At 43.0% G+C, this 18,775-nt stretch carries 13 protein-coding genes and 1 pseudogene; 11 read left to right on the top strand and 3 right to left on the bottom strand.

The genetic code is table 11. The annotated features are described in order from the left end of the window. Positions 1–22 precede the first annotated feature (22 nt). From BCV39_RS14475 to BCV39_RS14430, 10 genes are all read left to right on the top strand, one after another. Positions 23–373, top strand: a complete 351-nt coding sequence (locus tag BCV39_RS14475) for a hypothetical protein (RefSeq protein WP_102432432.1) — start codon at positions 23–25, stop codon at positions 371–373. Positions 374–385: 12 nt separating this feature from the next. Next, positions 386–1,735: an HlyD family type I secretion periplasmic adaptor subunit gene (locus BCV39_RS14470; RefSeq protein ID WP_102432433.1), complete on the top strand. Its 1,350-nt coding sequence runs from the start codon at positions 386–388 to the stop codon at positions 1,733–1,735. A 3-nt stretch (positions 1,736–1,738) separates the two neighbouring features. Beyond that, a complete protein-coding gene (locus BCV39_RS14465; RefSeq protein ID WP_102432434.1) occupies positions 1,739–3,970 on the top strand; it encodes a response regulator in 2,232 nt (743 codons plus the stop codon). Next, complete coding sequence (locus tag BCV39_RS14460; protein WP_102432435.1) at positions 3,945–5,369, top strand: TolC family protein; 1,425 nt, start codon at positions 3,945–3,947, stop codon at positions 5,367–5,369. Before BCV39_RS14465 ends, BCV39_RS14460 begins: the two co-directional genes overlap by 26 nt. After that, positions 5,359–6,945 (top strand): ABC transporter transmembrane domain-containing protein, encoded by a 1,587-nt coding sequence (locus BCV39_RS14455; RefSeq protein ID WP_102432436.1) that lies wholly within the window; start codon positions 5,359–5,361, stop codon positions 6,943–6,945. The genes BCV39_RS14460 and BCV39_RS14455 overlap by 11 nt, the downstream gene beginning before the upstream one ends. After that, positions 6,942–9,080 (top strand): ATP-binding cassette domain-containing protein, encoded by a 2,139-nt coding sequence (locus BCV39_RS14450; protein ID WP_102432437.1) that lies wholly within the window; start codon positions 6,942–6,944, stop codon positions 9,078–9,080. The genes BCV39_RS14455 and BCV39_RS14450 overlap by 4 nt, the downstream gene beginning before the upstream one ends. A gap of 109 nt (positions 9,081–9,189) precedes the next feature. Beyond that, positions 9,190–9,564, top strand: a complete 375-nt coding sequence (locus tag BCV39_RS14445) for a hypothetical protein (RefSeq protein ID WP_076670179.1) — start codon at positions 9,190–9,192, stop codon at positions 9,562–9,564. 214 nt (positions 9,565–9,778) lie between these two features. Further along, complete coding sequence (locus tag BCV39_RS14440; protein ID WP_102432438.1) at positions 9,779–12,982, top strand: response regulator; 3,204 nt, start codon at positions 9,779–9,781, stop codon at positions 12,980–12,982. Between the two features lie 9 nt (positions 12,983–12,991). Continuing rightward, the gene (locus tag BCV39_RS14435) at positions 12,992–13,468 is read left to right on the top strand and encodes a hypothetical protein (RefSeq protein WP_102432439.1); all 477 of its coding nucleotides are present in this window, start codon (positions 12,992–12,994) and stop codon (positions 13,466–13,468) included. A 1-nt stretch (position 13,469) separates the two neighbouring features. Next, positions 13,470–14,561 carry a sulfate ABC transporter permease gene (locus BCV39_RS14430; protein ID WP_102432440.1) on the top strand — a complete coding sequence of 364 codons (1,092 nt, stop codon included), beginning with the start codon at positions 13,470–13,472 and terminating at the stop codon, positions 14,559–14,561. Positions 14,562–14,645: 84 nt separating this feature from the next. On the opposite strand, the gene BCV39_RS14425 is transcribed toward BCV39_RS14430, so the two are convergent. The 3 genes from BCV39_RS14425 to BCV39_RS14415 form a co-directional block, all read right to left on the bottom strand. Further along, the gene (locus BCV39_RS14425; protein ID WP_102432441.1) at positions 14,646–15,056 is read right to left on the bottom strand and encodes a phosphate ABC transporter substrate-binding protein; all 411 of its coding nucleotides are present in this window, start codon (positions 15,054–15,056) and stop codon (positions 14,646–14,648) included. A gap of 9 nt (positions 15,057–15,065) precedes the next feature. Further along, a complete protein-coding gene (locus tag BCV39_RS14420) occupies positions 15,066–16,202 on the bottom strand; it encodes an outer membrane beta-barrel protein (protein ID WP_102432442.1) in 1,137 nt (378 codons plus the stop codon). Between the two features lie 118 nt (positions 16,203–16,320). After that, on the bottom strand, positions 16,321–17,787 hold the full coding sequence (locus BCV39_RS14415) for a methyl-accepting chemotaxis protein (protein ID WP_102432443.1): 1,467 nt from the start codon (positions 17,785–17,787) through the stop codon (positions 16,321–16,323). A 621-nt stretch (positions 17,788–18,408) separates the two neighbouring features. Here BCV39_RS14415 and BCV39_RS14410 point away from each other — a divergent pair. Then, positions 18,409–18,585 (top strand): annotated as a pseudogene (locus tag BCV39_RS14410) (gamma-glutamyltransferase); the annotation flags it as partial. Between the last annotated feature and the right edge of the window lie 190 nt (positions 18,586–18,775).

Genomic DNA, 18,775 nt, shown 5'->3' with positions numbered 1-18,775 from the left:
AAGCAATTAAGGCAGTGGAGCGATGATAGACATGACGAATTTGTTGCGCTCGATCGACAACAACCACAAAGGGCTGCAATTGCTATTAGGCGACTTTTACAACGACTTTTCTGACGCAGCCCTAAATATAGAAGCGCTTCATAACGGTAATCGTTTTGATGAACTCAACAGTTACTCAAAAAAGTTGAAGACCATCTTAACGTTGCTTTGCGACCAAGACCTTCCGCCCAAAATGGCCAAATTGGAACACTTGAGTAGACACGAGTTCCCTGCGCCGGAAGATCTAATAGAGGATGTAAAAACTGAATTGCACAACGTCAATCGCCAAATCAACCACTTGTTGGATATTAAGCAAGTAATAGATGGCAAGTAACCGAGGTCAGTCATGAGCAATAACCAAATAGAACATCACCTCAGAAAAGCACTTGTTTCCAATAACGAGGCTTCTAAGGTCACAGCTGATGACACTATTGTGCTTGCTAGTGCCATGACCAGCGTTCACAAAACGTTACTCATTATATTCTTACTCGCTTTGGTCGCTATCGCAGTGGCGTCACAAGCACGTATCGACATTGTTGTTTCTGTACGTGGCGAACTGCTATTGGAATCGGATGTTGAGAAGGTTCAACATCTGGAGGGCGGGATATTAGAAGAATTGTTAGTCAGAAAAGGTGAAGTCGTTTATGAGGGCCAACCTATCGCTCGAATACGCTCACTCGACCGCAACACTCAACTTGATACCGTGAATACTGAAATTATTCAGATAGAGCTCGACAAGATTCGTTATGAAAGCTTACGCGACATGATAGAGCCTAACTTCGATGCTTTCATTGAAAAATACCCTGAACAAGTTCAGGTCAACATGAATACGTGGAGGCAAGAGTTCTCTAAAAACCGTTCAAATGAAGAACTCATCACTCACGATATTAAGCACAAGAACTCGTTAATTAGTTCAATGTTAAAGCGTCGCAAAAGCTCAGAAAATCAACTATCTCTGATTCGTAAGCAACTCAACATCAAAAACACCCTCTATAAAGAAGAGATGGCGTCTTATGTCGACGTTCTTAACATGAAAGTACAAGAGTCGAATATGGTTCGTGAGATTGAGAACCTTGACGAGTCTGTGATGAATGAGCGTTTCCAACTCGACAAATTGGAAAAGCAACACCGTGACTTGGTTGAGAACCGAAACTCTGAGTATCAAGCGCAAATCATTCAAGCGAATAAAGACCTCAAGTTGAAGCGAATCTTACAACCACAGCATTCCGACAAGGTTGATCGCCTAATCGTCTACTCTCCAGTGGATGGCGTAGTCGACAAACTTCACTTCAACTTCCGTTCCGCAGTGATTCCGCCAGGTGAAAGTATCGCCGATATTGCACCCATCAATAACTCCCTTCACGGTGAAGCGAAAATTCCACGTAAAGACATGGGCTTCGTTGAAATTGGTCAGGCGGTAAAAGTAAAAATGGACACCTATAACTTTGCAAAATACGGTTTTGTTGAAGGAACCATCGCCTCAATCAGCCGTTCATCATACGAAGAGGAAGACGCTGAGTTCTATTTAGCAGAGATTGAAATTGACCGAAACTTTCTTGAACGAGGAGGCACTCAGTACAAGTTATCACCTTACATGGAATTTACCGCCGATGTAAAAACAGGCTCGCGTCGCGTGATCGAATACGCTGCGAAACCTGTGATGTCAGCCATCGAGGATGCTTTCGATGAGAGGTAATCAATGAGCAGAAAACCTTCGTACAATATTTCCGTACCCGCTGTACGCCTAAGCATACTATTTAGCATGGTCTTGGCTGCACTCGCTTTCTATTTATACTTTTCTTGGTCAAAAGTAGACTCAGTCGCACAAGTGCAAAGTGCCCCACTGCTCATACAAGCCCAGAAACTTAATCAGACCATAGAACAAGATATTCAAACTCTGCAGCTCTGCTTAAGTACCAACACTTGCGGTACTAACGCATTCAATCTAGTTAACTTGAAGCGTGAAATTGATGAATTTCGCTCTTTAGCCTCGTTGAACAAAACCGAATTCAGCTTGGTTGGAGCAACTGAATACACGCAACTGGAATTAGCGATTAATCGTTTCTCTGATAGCCCTAAAACACGTAACGACGTATTAGGCTTGTACCTTTCACTGACCAATAACTACCTTCAGATGGATGACAACTATCGCACCATGTTTAACAACCATGCGAATGACTTAATGTCTAAGAAAAACGAGTTCTTTATCTGGTTGTTTATGGTGGTCGTGATATTGGCTGTGATTACTATTCTATCCAACTCAGTTGCTATGTTGAAACTGAAGAAATCCAGCTCGAACGAACGCGAAATCGACTATGAATTCGACGCTCTATACAAAGAGCTGAAGCAGCTCGATTTACAACGGCTTGAAGAGCTTCTTAACGAAGTGAGCATTAACCCTAAGCAGCGTCAGATCTACTCTCATCTCAAACTGATCTTCAGTAAATTGGAAGACCAAAAGCGCAATAACGATCTCTACAAACAGCTGTATGCGCTAATCGGCTATGAGATTCGCGGAATCACCAACACCATCAACGGTGGTGTCCAATATCTGGTGCAAGAAACCGATGAAAACGGCGTATTGATGGCGAAGGATATTACCTCTGCGTGTAGTACCTTATCTGAGTTAGCAGAAAACTATAACCGTTTGATTTCACAGGGTACGGAAAGTAAGTCGAAGGAGTTCTCTCTACTGAACGTGTTGTCTGAATTGATGATTCATATCAGCGCCAAAGTTCAGAGGAACGAAGGTCAACTTGACTGCTTTATCTCTGACAACTTGCCGAACCGTGTTGCAGGCCAATCCACCAGCTTGTTCTGGATATTGTTCCTGCAGCTTTCTAATGCCATCCAACTTAAATCAAACAAGAAGTTATTCGTGACAATAGAGTTTGGCGCGGCTTCTGATATGGAAAATACCCGTGTCACCATCAACCTGAATTTCCTTTCAACGTTGGATGTCTCTGTAGCTAAGCTAAATAAACTCCATTGGAGCGCTCACAAAGACCATACTGCGAACACAGATGACTTGGCTAAAAGCGTTTTGAAAGATTACAGATATTACGAGAGTCACTGGTTCCAATCCGGGGCTCAGGAACGTTTTCAGATCGAACTTGATCTCAAGGCTAAGAATTTCCACACAGAGAAGACTCGCTTTGATGGCAAGCGTTTGCTGTTGTGTGCCAATACTCAAATCCGTATTGATGTGATGAAGAAGATGCTCAGCAACTTGGGGCTAGACATCACCGAGATTCGCACTGCAAATGAGCTTTTCTCAGCGGCGAAAACATTCGGTGATTACGACGCGATTATGCTCACCGATACCTTTGAACCCAACAAGCTGCCGTCGTTGAGTAAGACGGTGAAATCTCAGCTAAAGAATCATCCAAATACCAAGTTACTGTTGTCAGTAACCAGTACTCAGCAAGCACAAGAATGTCATAGCTTCGTCGACAAGATCATCAACTCACCAGCCATCCCCTATGAGTTTATTCCTAACTTACTCACCATTATGGAAGCAGAAGCATCGGAAGAGCAGATGGAAAACAGCTCATTCCTTATCGTAGAGGATGACCGAGTTCAGCAGATTTTACTTAAACGGATTCTTACCAAACAAGAATATGAACCAGACATGGTTGGCGATGGCGCTGACGCAGTGAAACACTTCATGAATAAACGCTCAGACATCATTTTTATGGACTGCATCATGCCAGGGATGGGCGGCATTGAGGCGACAAAACGTATTCGACAATTTGAACAACAAAACGAGAAAAACCCTTGTACCATCATAGGTGCAACCGCATTGACCAGCAGTAACGAACACCAGGCTTGTATTGAGGCCGGAATGGATTACGTGATCAGCAAACCTTATAAAAGCGACCAAATCATCAAGGTGATCAACAAGTATGTGGCGGTACAGAAACTTAACTAGCAGCATCATAGCTGCACTTACATTAATCACGACACCTTCAGCATCGGGGACAACCCTGCTTGAGGCGGTCGAACTCGGCCTGCAAAACAGCCTATCCCTTCGCGCCAGTGATAAAGGTGTCGAAGAAAACGAGTACAACATAGGTATCAGTCGTTCTAAATTTCTACCTTCACTCAATGGCGCAGCAGATACCACATGGAACGAGAATGAGACCTTGTTATCGAGCGTACCAGATGAAACCTCTAGCTATAACTCAAACAGCTACAGCCTTTCTCTTTCCCAGTCGATCTTCAATCTGGGCGATATTTTCAAATATGGAACAGCTAAGCTCGACTTCGATATTGAAGAAATTAAACACGAGAACAAAACCCAAAGCACCATCTCAGAAATCGGCTCTCAATACTTTGAGTATTTGAAAAACAATGCACAGATTAAAGCGACCAAGGTTGAGCTTAAGTCGTCTGAAACACGTGAACATCAGATGCGACGTAACGTAGAATTGGGGAACACAGCCGCAAGTGAACTGTACGAAGTTATCGCTCAAAAAGAAGGCGTGTCGAATCGATTAAGAACCTTGCAGAAAGATCGCCGTGTCATTCTCAACGGACTATCCATTCAGATTCAGTACCCTATCACTCCATCACAAGATATATACGAAAGTGTCCCATTAAAAGAGATAAACGAAAGCGAACAACACTCAATCATGGATCAAGCATTAAAGCTCAACAACGACTTGTTAGTGGCGAAGAAAAACGTCGAGAGAAGCCGTAGAAGCTTAAAAGAGAGCGGTACAAACTTCTTACCTACCGTGTCGCTTTCAGCCAGTTATCGTCACGATGACGCCAATAACTACGATAAAACCGACATCACAGCAACAGGCGAAAGCAACTCAACCAGCGTTGGCTTGAACCTAGCCTTGCCTATCTTGTCTGGTGGCTCTGATTACTACGGATATCAAAAATCCTCGACGGCGATTGAACGTACCGAGCTGCTTTATCAAGACTCGCTTTACACCACGCGCAACAGCGTGAACACCTCAGTGCTCAACATTAACGATTTTTCGCAATCTATAAGCAGTTACGAGAACATCATTCGCGCCAACTATGCCTCTTATAAAGGTATTCAAAGGGCATACCAGTTAGGCACCCGTACGATCACCGATTTATTGGCCGCAGAAAGTAAGCTTTTCAGCGCCTTAAGAGATTATGAAAGCGCACGATACGACTACATCATCGAAACCATTAAGCTTGAACAAACAAAAGGCGTACTCTCGATTCAATCTATCGAAAGCATCATGCAATTGATGAGTGATATCGAAGGACGAAACAATCAAGAATTAGTACCTAAACACCTTCTCTCAACTGAGTCGTTGAAAACAGGAGGTCGTAATGCAAACTGAGCAGTTTTCTCAAAAGATCAATATGGCAGATAAGTGTTATCTGACTTTCTCTACAATAATTTCCACTCTATTTGGCTTGGTACTGCCCTTCTCCATTCTAATCATTTTCGACCGAGTATTACCCAACCAAGCACAAGATACCTTGTTCTTGCTGTTCGCGATTATCCTGATTTCTATCTTCCTCGACTACCACCTGAAAAATCAGGAAGAGAAGATATCTTCCGTCATCATGAGGCAGTTTGAGACCAACTTAACCAACAAGGTATTCCAATCCATCTGTTTGGCTGAGATCTCTAAATTTCGCCGCTTAGAACCGGGCGAATACCTCGAACGAATCTCAACCATTCCTGAACTGAAAACCTTCTTTGGTGGCGAATCGGTTCGAGCTCTGATAAACCTTACCGTCAGCGTAATAACCATCCTTATTATTGGTCTAATCAACATATGGGCTGGCGTGACGCTTCTGATTGCCTCGCTCATTTTAGCTATTTTCGCTTGGAGCCTTTCTAAACAAAAGATTGGCAGCTTACAGAACAAGTCCGATATAGAGGGCTTAACGACGTCCAAAATCATTGAAATTATTTCAAGCCCGCTGGACATCAAAGCGCGAAACATGGAATACCGCGTTGAAAGCCTGATGACACAAATGGTCGAGGAACGTGAAGTTGAAAACATCAAATACGAACAGATTGAATCGAATTTTGGCTTGATCTTAGCGCTCATCCAACAACTATCAATTGCTTGTGTTGTTGTGGTATTGGCAACAGCCGTGATCAATATGGAGTCAAGCCAAGGCATTATGGCCGCGATAATCATGCTGACCAACCGTTACTTCGCGCCATACCAACAAGTGATGCTTACCGCGAGCCGTTGGGAACTAAACAAACTCCATATACAGCGCATCGCCGAGCTTCTTGAACTGGCCGCGTCGGTTGAACATCAACATGAGACGACCGAAGTAGAACGTATTTCTGTTAAATATTCTGAAAAGCAGCGTATCGAATTTGAACTCGGACAAACCTATTTGCTTACCGGGGAAAGTGGCTCCGGTAAGACCCACCTTGCTAACTGTATTACACGTCAGAACAATGATAACAAACTGGACATCATGATTAATGACACGCCTCTGAGTGACGTAAACTACAACGTTTGGCGTAACAGCGTGCTGATGGTCGATAAAACAAGCTCATTCGTGGAAGGGACCATTATTGATAACCTAACGTGTTTCCGTCCAAGCTTGAATAACACCGCTTTCGCCTTATGCGAAACCATGAACATCAAGGCGCAAATTGACGGACTTCCTGCTGGTTTTTATACGGAACTCAAAGGGCACATGCGCAATCCATTCTCTCGCCAAGTTGGATATGCTCTGTTATTAGTCAGAGCCCTGCTCGCCAGTAAACGTGTATTGATATTCGACGATATAGATTGTGTCTTTGATGAGGAATTTGCGCGCGTCGTGCTGACCAGTACCGCCTATCGTGCCAATGACAAAATCTTAATCATCGCCAGCAATAAGATGGACAAACTTAACCACCGCCTCAAACGTGTCAAGCTTACGGGAGGTAACCAATGAGTATCCTTGTGGACTTCAACAACGTCTCTCAACGTGTTTCGGATTTTGAAGCAAGCGGTTATGACGAGCGTTACAGTCATTCACCTCTGATTCGCGGCTTGGCTTATACCTTGATTGCTCTTGAATGGGAAGGTACGCCCTCTATACTCAGTGACGCCTTTATTCCCAAGCCAAAAGACAGCGACAGCTTTACTGCAACCATAGAACGTCTTGGATACCGGTGTGATGTCACCCAGTTAAAAACGCTAGAGAATATCGATAAGTACCCTCACCCATGCTTTATTGAGATAGAAAATCTGAGCGCCATCTTCTTGGGTACCAAAGATGGAAAGCTGATGTTGTTTGATTACACGAACAACAACACCATTGAATATCCAATGTGTAAGAAGCCCTGTTTGTTGATTGCAATTAGTGAATATTCTCGCCTGTTTCGTGAACCACCACCGGAATCTCAGGACAGAAGCAATTGGATAAAGTACGCTTTCTATCGTTATAACAATGAACTTAAAAGCCTGATCATTCTTAGCTTCGTGATCAGTATTCTGGGCGCATTACAGCCATTCTTTATCATGAGTGTGTATAACTTCGCGCTTACTTCGAGTTCTCAAGCGACACTCTATTGGTTGACCTTATTTGCCATTATTGTGGGTTTTTCGGAATACTTTTTTAAAAAGATGCGAGTCAACATCATTGCTACCTCCGGTAAAGATCTCGCGGTTCACATATCTCAAGCCGTAATATCGAAACTGCTTTGGCTACCTTACGCAATGACATCAACTGCAGGGGTTTCATCTCAACTGGCGCGATTGAAAGATATCGATACCTTCCGTCGCTTAGTAACCGCAGAATCAACCCTCAGCTACTTTGATATGCCGTTTGTGATTGTTTTTATCATCGCGATTGCCCTAATGTCTGGCACGGCAGCGCTTGTGGTGATGGGCGGCTTAATCTTGATGTTGGTGTTCTGTGTATACTCACGCTATATCTATTCTCAAGCCACATCCAAAAGCTCTCGCGCCAATGCGATGGTCTCTTATCAATGGAATGAAATCCTTCGTGGTATTAAAACCATTCAGGGTTTGCCTTTACTGCGTGTGGTTCAATCTCGCTTTAGTGCCTCCCATATGCAAAGCACCAGTGATGCCGAGAACGTTGCTGTAACCAACAGTAAAATTCAGGCGGCTGGCGGTAGTTTGATTCAGGTGATTGGTACGGCAAGTATCGTGACCGCAGTAATCGGAGTAATGGAAGGCACTTCTGATGCGGGTGCGATGCTTGCAACCGTTATTCTCGTTTGGAAAGCACTAGGCCCGATAATGGGCATCTATAACTCAATTTCTAAATTTCAATCCATCAAGGCTTCGTCGGCACAGATCAACAACTTGATGTCGATGAATGACGATAAATTGACCTTAGAGAAGAGCCCGCCTATTCGCTTATTCCAAGGCACTATTGTGGGCAGTGGTGTGAGTCACCGTTATACAGGAGCAGCAACAGGGTTAACCAACCTTGGCTTCAAGATACCGCCCAGTGCAAAAGTCGTTATATGTGGACCGACAGGCAGCGGAAAGACCACGCTGATTTCAATCATGGCTGGCTTAGAAGATCGTTATCAGGGCGCGGTGTCTGTCGATGGCTATAACATTAAGCAATTCAACAGCTATCGCTATCGAACGTCGATTAACTACATCCCTTTCAATTTGCACATTTTCGAAGGTTCTTTGGAGACCAATTTCATTTTACACAATGGATTGATTCCGACAGAGAAAATGCAGGAGATGGTGAGCTTCTTCGAGCTAGACGAATGGCTGCCAGAAGGCTTGGCGACTCAATTGAGTGTCGATAAGTGCAAAGGTCTTCCCAATGGCATTCAACAAAAGCTGCGTTTGGCGCTTGGTTTAGGTAACTGTGAACAATCTCTTATAATCATTGATGAACCGTTCAACGGGGCTGAAAATGAAAACGCGCAGTATTTTAACCGCCTGTTCAGCGATAAGCTGCTGAATAAAACAGTCATTTTTTCAACCAATGATCCCGGTTTGATCGCTACTTCCAATATGAGTTTGGTTCTAGAACCTGATGGCAACTTGAAATATTTTGGCTTAACAGACAAATACTTAAACAGTTTAAGTTAAACACGACGATGCTTACTCACAGATTACTCGTTCAATAAATGGATGTAATTGACAAAAACATAAGTGAGAGAGATGATTCGATCTGAAATCACATGTAACAAGGAAGCAAATGTACACATTCGTTGCAGACAAGCTTGATGTCGCTTACTTATCCGCAATTCCTGAAAACCATCAACTTCAGGGCTGCGATGTGCCTGAAGAGGAGATCGAACTTCGAGAGATCGTTGAGGTTTGGTATGAGTGTGCCTTTCTACCCGCTTTCAACCTTCAGAAAGTCGATATCGAGAACAAAGCTGAGCTAACCGTCATACAAACACATGTTTTGAACAACGATACGAGTACGCTCGCTTTCCTACTCAAAAACAGAGTGTATCGCGCCGCGCTAAACAGAATGCTAGGGGTTTGGGCGTTAGAGCCCTCAGCAAAAACCGTGTTAGAGCAACTTCTGTTTGAACTAAGTCTCGATAAAAAGCGCCCTCATTAACTCGCTTTATAAGCTATTCATCAATAAGCATAAAAATTAAACCGACTGACAATCGCTATAAGTTGCTAGTAAGAGAAGATATTTCAAAATAAGCTGTGGAATCACAAGAACTTATACCCCTCCCACACTTCCATTAAATTTACCGTTTCAAGGTTTCCATATCCGCATTTTTATTCTACTGTTTTTATATAAAAACAGTTGGATGGATCCTTATATGGCGATTACGGTCTGGAATAACCTTTCAGTCAAACATAAACTCTTTGGCTTAGTTCTACTTCCCATTTCACTACTGCTCTTTCTAGCAGGCAGACAAGCATATATTTTAACGACTCAGTTAACCGATTTTGAACGAACCAATCAGTTATCTGTGTATCTTCAAGATATTTCGGTCTTATATCGGAGCACTCTGGCTTCTAGCCCTGAAGAATTCGCGACGCAAAGCAGCCAAGTAAAGGCAGAATTAAAAACGCTGTCACCCATCATTTTTTTAGACGCTTCGGATGATATGAATCAACTGGTGGCTGACTTCAGTGAAGCGACCCTATCCACGATGGAAGCGACTGACACTTACGATAAGTTGGACGCTCTTGAATGGCAGAGTGATTTATACAAGCAACTGTTGCTTGAGATAGAAAAAGTCCCATTCGAAAATACCAAGCGCGAAATTCAACAACATCTCACCGCATTACAACAACTCGAATGGTTGATGTTCTGGTCGAACGAAGAGTTCAAACTGGGCACTTCACTGATTGAGATATTCCAAACTAGCCAAGAGTACGACCCAGAACTTGCTGAACAGATCGAAACCTTGAGTGAAAGACAGCAACTGTTCCTCGAACGCTTTGTATCGTTGAATGCCAACGAACATCAAGTGTCATTGATGGTTGAGGTATTTAGAAACGACGTGTTTGCTCAGAGCCAAGAGATCAGAAACGCACTGCTTGATCTAAACGCCATTAGCCAACTGACACCCCAAGAGGTTTCTGTTGGGTTAGAGGCGATGAGTGCTCGACTCAGCTTATTACAAAGCCTCGGTAATGTTATCAAGCAAGAGTTCCAACAAGAAGTTGAGCAAGCGATCTCAGATGCGCAAGTGCAACGAACACTGTTTATCTCCATCGTTGCCCTGCTCGCAGCCATGGTCATGGGGCTAACCTTAAGTTTAGCGAGACAAGTAACCAACAACCTCAATTTGGTGTTGGCTTTCTTAAAAAGCGAAAACGCTGAACAGCGCCCTTCTTTAGACAAACTAATTCAGGGTAAAGATGAGCTCAGCCTATTTGCTCAACAAGTTAAACGATTGACCATCGAGCGAGAGCTCGCTAAAGAGAAACTAACACTAGCCAAAGAAGACGCTGAGAGAGCCAAAGAGGACGCCGAACAAGCGAAAGATCACGCAATACAGGCCAGCAAAGCGAAAAGTAGCTTCTTAGCTAATATGTCTCATGAAATTCGTACCCCACTCAATGGCGTTATTGGTATTTCTGAGATTCTTGCAGACACCCCTCTCACACCGACCCAACGCGATTATGTTGATACGATTGAGACCTCGTCCCAACTGCTACTGAGCCTAATCAACGACATCTTGGACTTCTCTAAGATTGAATCTGGCATGCTAATGATCAGTCCACACTCAGCATCCGTTAGAGAATCGATATACGACATCGCCTCTATTGTGGCGCCAAAAGCGAAAGAACAAAAAATTTCAGTCAACGTTGATATCAGCCCTGACACACCTGCTCGTGTGATGATTGACGATCACCGCTTAAGACAGATCCTAATGAACTTCATGTCTAATGCGGTGAAGTTTACTGCAGAAGGCGGTGTCACCCTATCAATTCAAACACTCGACAAGTCAGAAAATAGTGTCACCCTTAGATTTGCTGTACGAGACACCGGTATTGGGATCGACAAACAACAACAGAAACAAATATTCGAACCCTTTGCTCAAGAAGATGATTCAACCACACGTCAATTCGGAGGTACTGGTCTTGGCCTAGCCATTAGCACACAGTTGGTTGAACTGATGGGTGGCCAGATTCAGCTCGACTCCGTCAAGGGCGAAGGCAGCTGTTTCTACTTCGACTTAGAATTACCCGTCGATATTATGCTACCGAAACCAAGCACAGCAACAGCTGACATATATGTTCTAGGTAACGAGAACATGCTCTCTAAACGCATAGAATGGGATCTTAACCTTTACGGCTTGAAGGTTACTCAGCAAGTGAGTAACACAGCTACGATCACACAACAGCTCGTAACTCAAAAACACAATAAACCAATCACCGTAATTTTTGCTGAAGATGACGCGTTCCAAGCCAATTACTACACCACTGATTTAGATAAGCTGCACCAAAACGGCATCACTATCTGTTTGATTCGTTCTTTCTTAAGTGAGCCAGCTGACATCGGTAACAGCGTTACTGCTCAGGTATCGCAGCCCCTACTTGGATTACGTTTGATTAAAGCGGTTGAGCTCTGTGATACGCAAGGTTTAGCTGAATTGTCAGAAGCCAACCAACAAACTACGACCATCCAACACAAAATCCTCATCGTCGAAGACAACAAGATCAACCAAAAAATTGCTGGACTCCACGTCGGTAAAAGTGGTTTTGAATTCGAGTTTGCGAATAATGGTCAAGAGGCCATCGACATGTTCACCGCCAACCCTCATTACGCTGCGATACTCATGGATTGCATGATGCCAGTAATGGATGGCTTCAACGCAACAAGCAACATCCGACGATTTGAAAAAGAAACTGGCGCCACGCGCCGCATCCCTATTATCGCCCTCACCGCCAGTGTGATTGATGACGATATTCAAAAGTGTTTCGACGTAGGTATGGATGATTATGTACCAAAACCATTCAAGTTCGAGATGTTGAAGGAGAAAGTGCTTGCGGCTGTAGAAGCAATGCCACTGCCAGTTACACATAACGCGCCAGCAGCATCAACAAGTTCAACCGTTACTCCTATTCATAGTGCACAAACAGCCAAGAAAACATTACCAGAGCAAGCTGAGCCTAACTTTGTGCCAAGCAAATCTGAGAAGATCCTTTTGGTTGAAGACAATCGCGTAAACCAGAAAGTTGCTTCAGTCATGCTCAAAAAGGCCGGTTACGCCTTTGAAATTGCAGACAACGGGCAAATCGCCGTTGATATGTATCGGAATGACAGCAGTTTCGACATTATTTTAATGGACTGCATGATGCCGGTGATGGATGGCTTCACCGCCACTAAGGAGATTCGAGAACACGAGAAAAACCTAGGCTTAAGCAAGACTCCTATTATCGCGTTAACCGCCAGTGTTATCGATGATGATATTCAAAAGTGCTTTGATTCCGGAATGGATGGGTACGTAGCGAAGCCCGTAAGAAAAGAAAAACTATTCCACCAAATAGAAAGTGCGACTTGTTAGGAGAAACCAATGAATTGGATCAAAACAATTAAAACGCTCTCGAGCAGAGCGCTGTTACCAGCAGTGGTAGGGTTGTTTGGAAGCTTACTTCTTCTCAGCCCCGCTCATGCTGCAGAAGAATACGCCATATTCTCTTTAGACTCAGGGTTTGAAGAGATATCAATCAACAAAGCGAGAAAGCTATATCGAGGTAAAACCAAACGTCTCAACGGCAAGCGTGTAGAACTCTCTGATTGGCCTGAAAACAGCGCCGAAAGAGAGGCATTTTATCAGCTTCTACTTGGGAAGAACGCCGCTCAAATGAACGCACACTGGGCTGGCTTATCTTTTTCAGGAAAAGCTCGTTATCCAAGAGAAATCAAAACGGCTTCAACCGACAGTTTAGTCGACTGGCTAGACGAAAAACCAAACCGTATTGGTTACTCCCCACTCTCTTCGGTTCCTCAAAATGCCAACATTCTCTACGTTATAAGTTCGGAGAAATAATATGAAAAAAATAATTACGTTAGTGCTATGTGCTTCGATTGCCTCTCCGGCCTTTGCCATTATTGAACTTACCGATAATTTATCTTTAAGTGGTTTTGGTTCAACATCTTGGGCAACATCGGATAACGATAATCCATTGATCATCAACCGCGGTTTTACTGATGAGAGCTGTTACGACTGCGATACCACATTTGGTGTTCAACTCGATTACTTCTACAACTCATTCAAAGCTTCCGTGCAAGTTGTCAAGCCACCCCAATATGACTGGAGTGAACCGCAGCTAGAGTGGGCTTATTTAGGCTATGAATTTAATGACTTTGATGTAAGCGTTGGTCGATTGCGACTGCCACTATTCCTTGCCTCTGAGTACTACTATGTAGGCCAAGCCTATATGACAGCAAGGCCACCGACAGAGGTGTATAACAGCGTTCTCGGAATCACAGCTTTCAACGGCATAAAAGTGAGCTGGACTCATGATGTCAGTGATGAAGCAACGCTATTGCTCTCACCTTTCTTCGGTGTAAAAGACAAAAACAAAGTCGACTTTAATTCGAGTACAGAGCTGGAATTTGAAACCAACCGAATGTTCGGTGCCAATCTTCAATTGAGCGGTGAAAACTATCGTTGGAACTTATCATTCCTCGACTCCAATTTTGATCAAACCGTTTCTGGCACGATTACAATCCCTGGAACTTCGATAACAGCTCCATTCAGTAGCAAACAAGACAACCAACACATTCAACTTTGGTCCTTAGGTACTGAGTATGAATTAGGTCAAGCGGTGCTTGCAAGTGAAGGACAAATCAGTGACTTCTCGTCCTCGATATACGCTAGTTTGGGCTATAGACTAGATTTATTCACTCCATACGTCGTTTACGGAGCAGAGTTTGACTCTAATGAACATCTAACAGGTAACAGCTATTTAATTGGTGTTGATTACGACGTGCTACCAAACGTGTCTATCAATGGTGAAGTGCAATACTTCGAAGCTCGCAAGTCAAACGGTGCGTTTGTCGAAGATTTTAACGCGCTCACTGGCTTTGATGACAAAGATGCCGTCCTTTACACAATCATGTTGAGTTTCGTTTTCTAACCTAGAATTCAATCGTCATTCAAATCAAAGCCCAAGGTACTCACGTAATCTTGGGCTTTTTTATGATGAATAAGTAACAACGGATCAGTATTTAAAGAGAACCTTCACGTCACCTGTCACTGCCGTTTCATCAACATATCCGATAGCGTTAGTTTTAGAAGCTACCGTTGTAATTGCGGCACTATAGTCAGCGACCTGAATAGGAGCTTCGGCTTTACCTGTAAAGACCAGTCGTGACCAAGCTGATTGAAGCTGTGATTCACTGCGCCCTGTCGCTACCTCGTGAAAGGCGAGTCGCCCCTCAGAACCATCAGCCAGTTCGACAATTTGTGCTTTCGTTCCATTTGATAGTTTGCTCTTTTTACCCATAAAGAGTTTTTTAACATCAGATTTTGATAATGAATCAACACCTGCATTGTTACCAATAACGACCATTCCTGCAGAAGCATTAAATGAAAGAACCGCTATAGTTATTGCTGCCAGTAAACTTTTCATGTTGCCTCCTTAGAATACGAAATCAAGACGTGCTGAATAAACAATAGAGCTGTCTTCAAGGTAGTTACCAGTCGCAACTCTTGGATCCACCGTTGTCTCAACATTACTTTGGAAGCCACCGCTTGTATCTCGGTAATCCACATAAGTGACATCTGCTTTCAAAGACATATTCTTGGCAAAATCCCAGCGGCTACCGACAGAGTAAGAAAGGCGCTCGTAATTCATCGACTCTTTGATGGCTGTGCTTGTCATATTTTCACGATCTTCGTTATCAGTAGTTTCAACCCAACCAACAGAAACGTAAGGTGTAAATTCATTGACTCGATAGCCGACCAAGCCAGACACCGATTGATAGTCGTAAAACTGCCCTTCCAATTGGACGTCTGCAGCTTCTACGTTAACCAAAAGATCACCATTGTCATATTGAGCACCAAGTGAGATAAACTGGCCATCTTGGCCATCTAGCAATGCGCCTAGCTGACAGTACGGATCTTGTGAACTTTGGAAATCACAAGATGGGTTAGATTCAGCAACAAAATATGAACCACGGAAGGTAAAGTCATCTACGTTCCAGTTAGCACTGATACCGAATAATTTATCCAGTTTCACTTCACCCACAATTGAGTCATCTTCATCAATAGTGCCAATACCCACTACTGGCTGAAGAAGAATGCTTGAGTCTTCAAGCTCAATTGGAATCAATAAATCAGCACCCGTGTAACCCTTCAAAACAATGTTTTCATACAATTCTTGAGAGGGTCTGATCATAGGATATGCGTAACCAAGATCGGTGTAGTCAGAGTAGAAAAACAGAGGTAAACGCAGCTTACCTGCACGAGCGGTAAATGAATCAAAATCATAAGAGGCGTAAGCCATTTCAATTTTTGGTTCATAGTCATAACGGCTGTTTGCAACAATTTGGGTCACAAACTTCGCTCGCTCGTTAACTTGAAAATCAAACTGCAAGCCCGCTAGTGTTTCTTGCTCCCAATCCAATTTTTCGTCCGTGTAGCCAGCATAACCGATTGCGTTATCTGACTTACCGATACCTACAGAACCAAATCCACTAATACGAAGGTTATCCATATTTGCAGCATTTGCTCCAAACGCCATACTTACTAGGGCAGCAACCACTGTCTTCTTCATAACTAACTCCAATTTGTTATGTTGTTTCTTGTTTTTATGTAATTAACCCAAATTTTGGGCATACTCCCGCCCTCCTTGAGGCATAGCCAGAAAGAGAGAAGGAATGATTCTAGGGGGCTTAACTCACCTTAAAATGGCCAGTTAATATTGATATGTTACGAGTAACTTCTTGAATATTTTGGGCAACTGCGTCGACTTGTTTAACACTGTTGCTTGTACCTTCTGCCATTTTTCTAATTTCTTCGACAAAAGTTTCTATACGAGTTGAGGTTTGCTCCTGCTCTTCAGTTGCAGCGGCAATACTTTCGTTTCGCTGACTGATTTCAGTGATCTCAGAAGTGATTTTTTGTAGTGAATTTTCAGCAACAAGTGACTTTTCTACGCAGGTTTCAGCTTTCGTCACACTATCCGAAATGATTGTAGAGGCTGTTTTTGCTTGTTCTTGTAGCTGTAAAAGTACAGATTGGATTTCTTGTGTCGACGTTTGTGTTCTTGATGCTAACGTTCTAACTTCATCAGCAACCACAGCAAAGCCACGACCTTGTTCACCCGCGCGCGCCGCTTCAATTGCAGCATTAAGCGCGAGTAAATTAGTCTGTTCAGCAATAGCGCTGATCGCCTCTAAGATAGAGCCGGCACTTTGAGTATTGTCATTCAACTGCTTAACCACTTGTGAAGCATTACCTACATCGTGCGTCAGTTCTTGCACGGCTAAAATGGTACTTTTAACCTGCTGCTCTCCTAGAGTCGCCTGCTCACTGGCACTCGAAGCTGAAGTCGAAGCATCATTCGCGTTGGTCGCAATCTCTCTAACAGCAACAAACAACTGATTTAATGAGCTAGATACTTCTTCAATAGAAAGATGTTGTTTGGTCGAAAGTTCGTTCGTGACCTGACTAGAGCTCACCAAAGCGCTAGAAATAGTGTCCAATTGAGTGACGTTCTCGATTGTATGCGTTACATTTTGTTGTAGATGAGAAACAAAACTATTGAATGATTCAACGAGTGGTTTTAGTTCGTCGTTTTTCTCGTGTTGTAAGCGAACCGTTAAATCACCATCCCCTTCCGCAATATCGCGCATTTTGTCACTGATATTTGCTAAATCTTTGCGTATTCCTTTCACCACGAACCATCCAAAGATACACATTGCAAGCATGGCTAATGCACCTGAAATACTCATGATTTGGTTAGCTGTTTTGTTATTTGATTCTAACTCTTGTACTGCGTTCTCAAACTCTGACTGACGAGCCGACGAAAACTCACTCATCCCCGTAGTGAGCTCTTCTAAGATTGCAGTGCTTTGCTTTGCGAGACGACCCGCCTCACTAAGACTAATCTCTTCGTCAATCATACCTTGCGCGATACGATAAGCCAGATCGAAATATTGATTGGTTTGATTTTGTAGAAGTGCTGACGAACCTTGTAAAGACGGGTCCAATGAAATTTGAATATTGAAGTTACTTTGAATCGCAGTAAGCGTTTGCTTATTCATCTCCAAGATCTCTTCATCACCAAGAGTGACCGCTAAATTAAAGCGCTCTGCTAATTGAGAGATCAAAACACTATTTAGCGAAGCAGAATTCATGACGGGATAAGTGACTTGGTCAATTCTATTAACCTGCTTGGTATTGCTAGTGAGCGTATCCCCACCGACAAATAGAATACTAATAAACCCGACTAACGACACTAAACATAGCGCCAAAATTCGATTCTTAATCGATAGTGTAAACATAAGCTTCCTTGCTAAACAGTATGACAAACCGCACTAGTATTTTTCCGAACAATAACAGATCTGACCAGTTATTCAATCGGTCAATATGAAAATAGTGATAAATATGTAAATATTGTTTATAGATTGTAGCAATCAAAAAATAACCATATAAATCATGAGTTTTAATTTTTAACTTTATCAAATACAACTCAACCTCAAACTTAATAACCTGTTTAAAACTTAATGTTTATTAGGAGCATTACTCGCACCCTATTTGGGGATGCTTGTAATCCATAGGCTTTGTGTCGAGTTGAAAAATATAAAAACGCTGATTCAAACGATCACCCCAATAATTAAATTCTCCATATGCCCTACAATTTAGTAACTCTGTCAACATCGTCAGTATCGTGTAAGAAGGCAACAGGCTACAGAACTTCCTCTTTTTTATTCGGTCAGCCTTAGAGCGAATAAACAGACACCTTAAACGGAGAACGCATGCGAATAGCGACTTTATCTTTAAGCTTGGTTTCAGCAGTCAGTTTCGCGGCTGAACCAAACCCTTTTCCAATAACGTCCGACGAAAGTGGCGAGAAGTTTATGGTAAGTGCGACAAACCCATACGTAAGCAGCACTGGGTATTCGATACTCAAGCAAGGTGGTAACGCAATTGAAGTCAAAGATGGCAAGATCTACGGTGCAACAGACCGTCGTCGAGCATCCAGCTCAATAGGCGAATAATTAGTTTTATGGGTGAGTCACTAAGCTCACCCAATTTAACGCCTCTGATTTATCTCTTGCTCTAACCACACATTTTAAAATCATTTCCATATGCAAAAAGCCAGTCGAACATTTCGACTGGCTT

This window comes from Vibrio sp. 10N.286.55.E10, assembly GCF_002872555.1.
In the GTDB taxonomy this organism is placed as follows: Bacteria; Pseudomonadota; Gammaproteobacteria; order Enterobacterales; family Vibrionaceae; genus Vibrio; species Vibrio crassostreae.
This window is presented reverse-complemented; position numbering and strand designations above follow the sequence as displayed.

Coding starts and splice junctions, on each gene's coding strand:
- BCV39_RS14465 (WP_102432434.1), top strand. CDS start 1,739: ATGAGCAGAAAACCTTCGTACAATATTTCCGTACCCGCTGTACGCCTA.
- BCV39_RS14450 (WP_102432437.1), top strand. CDS start 6,942: ATGAGTATCCTTGTGGACTTCAACAACGTCTCTCAACGTGTTTCGGAT.
- BCV39_RS14460 (WP_102432435.1), top strand. CDS start 3,945: ATGTGGCGGTACAGAAACTTAACTAGCAGCATCATAGCTGCACTTACA.
- BCV39_RS14425 (WP_102432441.1), bottom strand. CDS start 15,056: ATGAAAAGTTTACTGGCAGCAATAACTATAGCGGTTCTTTCATTTAAT.
- BCV39_RS14430 (WP_102432440.1), top strand. CDS start 13,470: ATGAAAAAAATAATTACGTTAGTGCTATGTGCTTCGATTGCCTCTCCG.
- BCV39_RS14440 (WP_102432438.1), top strand. CDS start 9,779: ATGGCGATTACGGTCTGGAATAACCTTTCAGTCAAACATAAACTCTTT.
- BCV39_RS14445 (WP_076670179.1), top strand. CDS start 9,190: ATGTACACATTCGTTGCAGACAAGCTTGATGTCGCTTACTTATCCGCA.
- BCV39_RS14470 (WP_102432433.1), top strand. CDS start 386: ATGAGCAATAACCAAATAGAACATCACCTCAGAAAAGCACTTGTTTCC.
- BCV39_RS14420 (WP_102432442.1), bottom strand. CDS start 16,202: ATGAAGAAGACAGTGGTTGCTGCCCTAGTAAGTATGGCGTTTGGAGCA.
- BCV39_RS14435 (WP_102432439.1), top strand. CDS start 12,992: ATGAATTGGATCAAAACAATTAAAACGCTCTCGAGCAGAGCGCTGTTA.
- BCV39_RS14455 (WP_102432436.1), top strand. CDS start 5,359: ATGCAAACTGAGCAGTTTTCTCAAAAGATCAATATGGCAGATAAGTGT.
- BCV39_RS14415 (WP_102432443.1), bottom strand. CDS start 17,787: ATGAATTCTGCTTCGCTAAATAGTGTTTTGATCTCTCAATTAGCAGAG.
- BCV39_RS14475 (WP_102432432.1), top strand. CDS start 23: ATGATAGACATGACGAATTTGTTGCGCTCGATCGACAACAACCACAAA.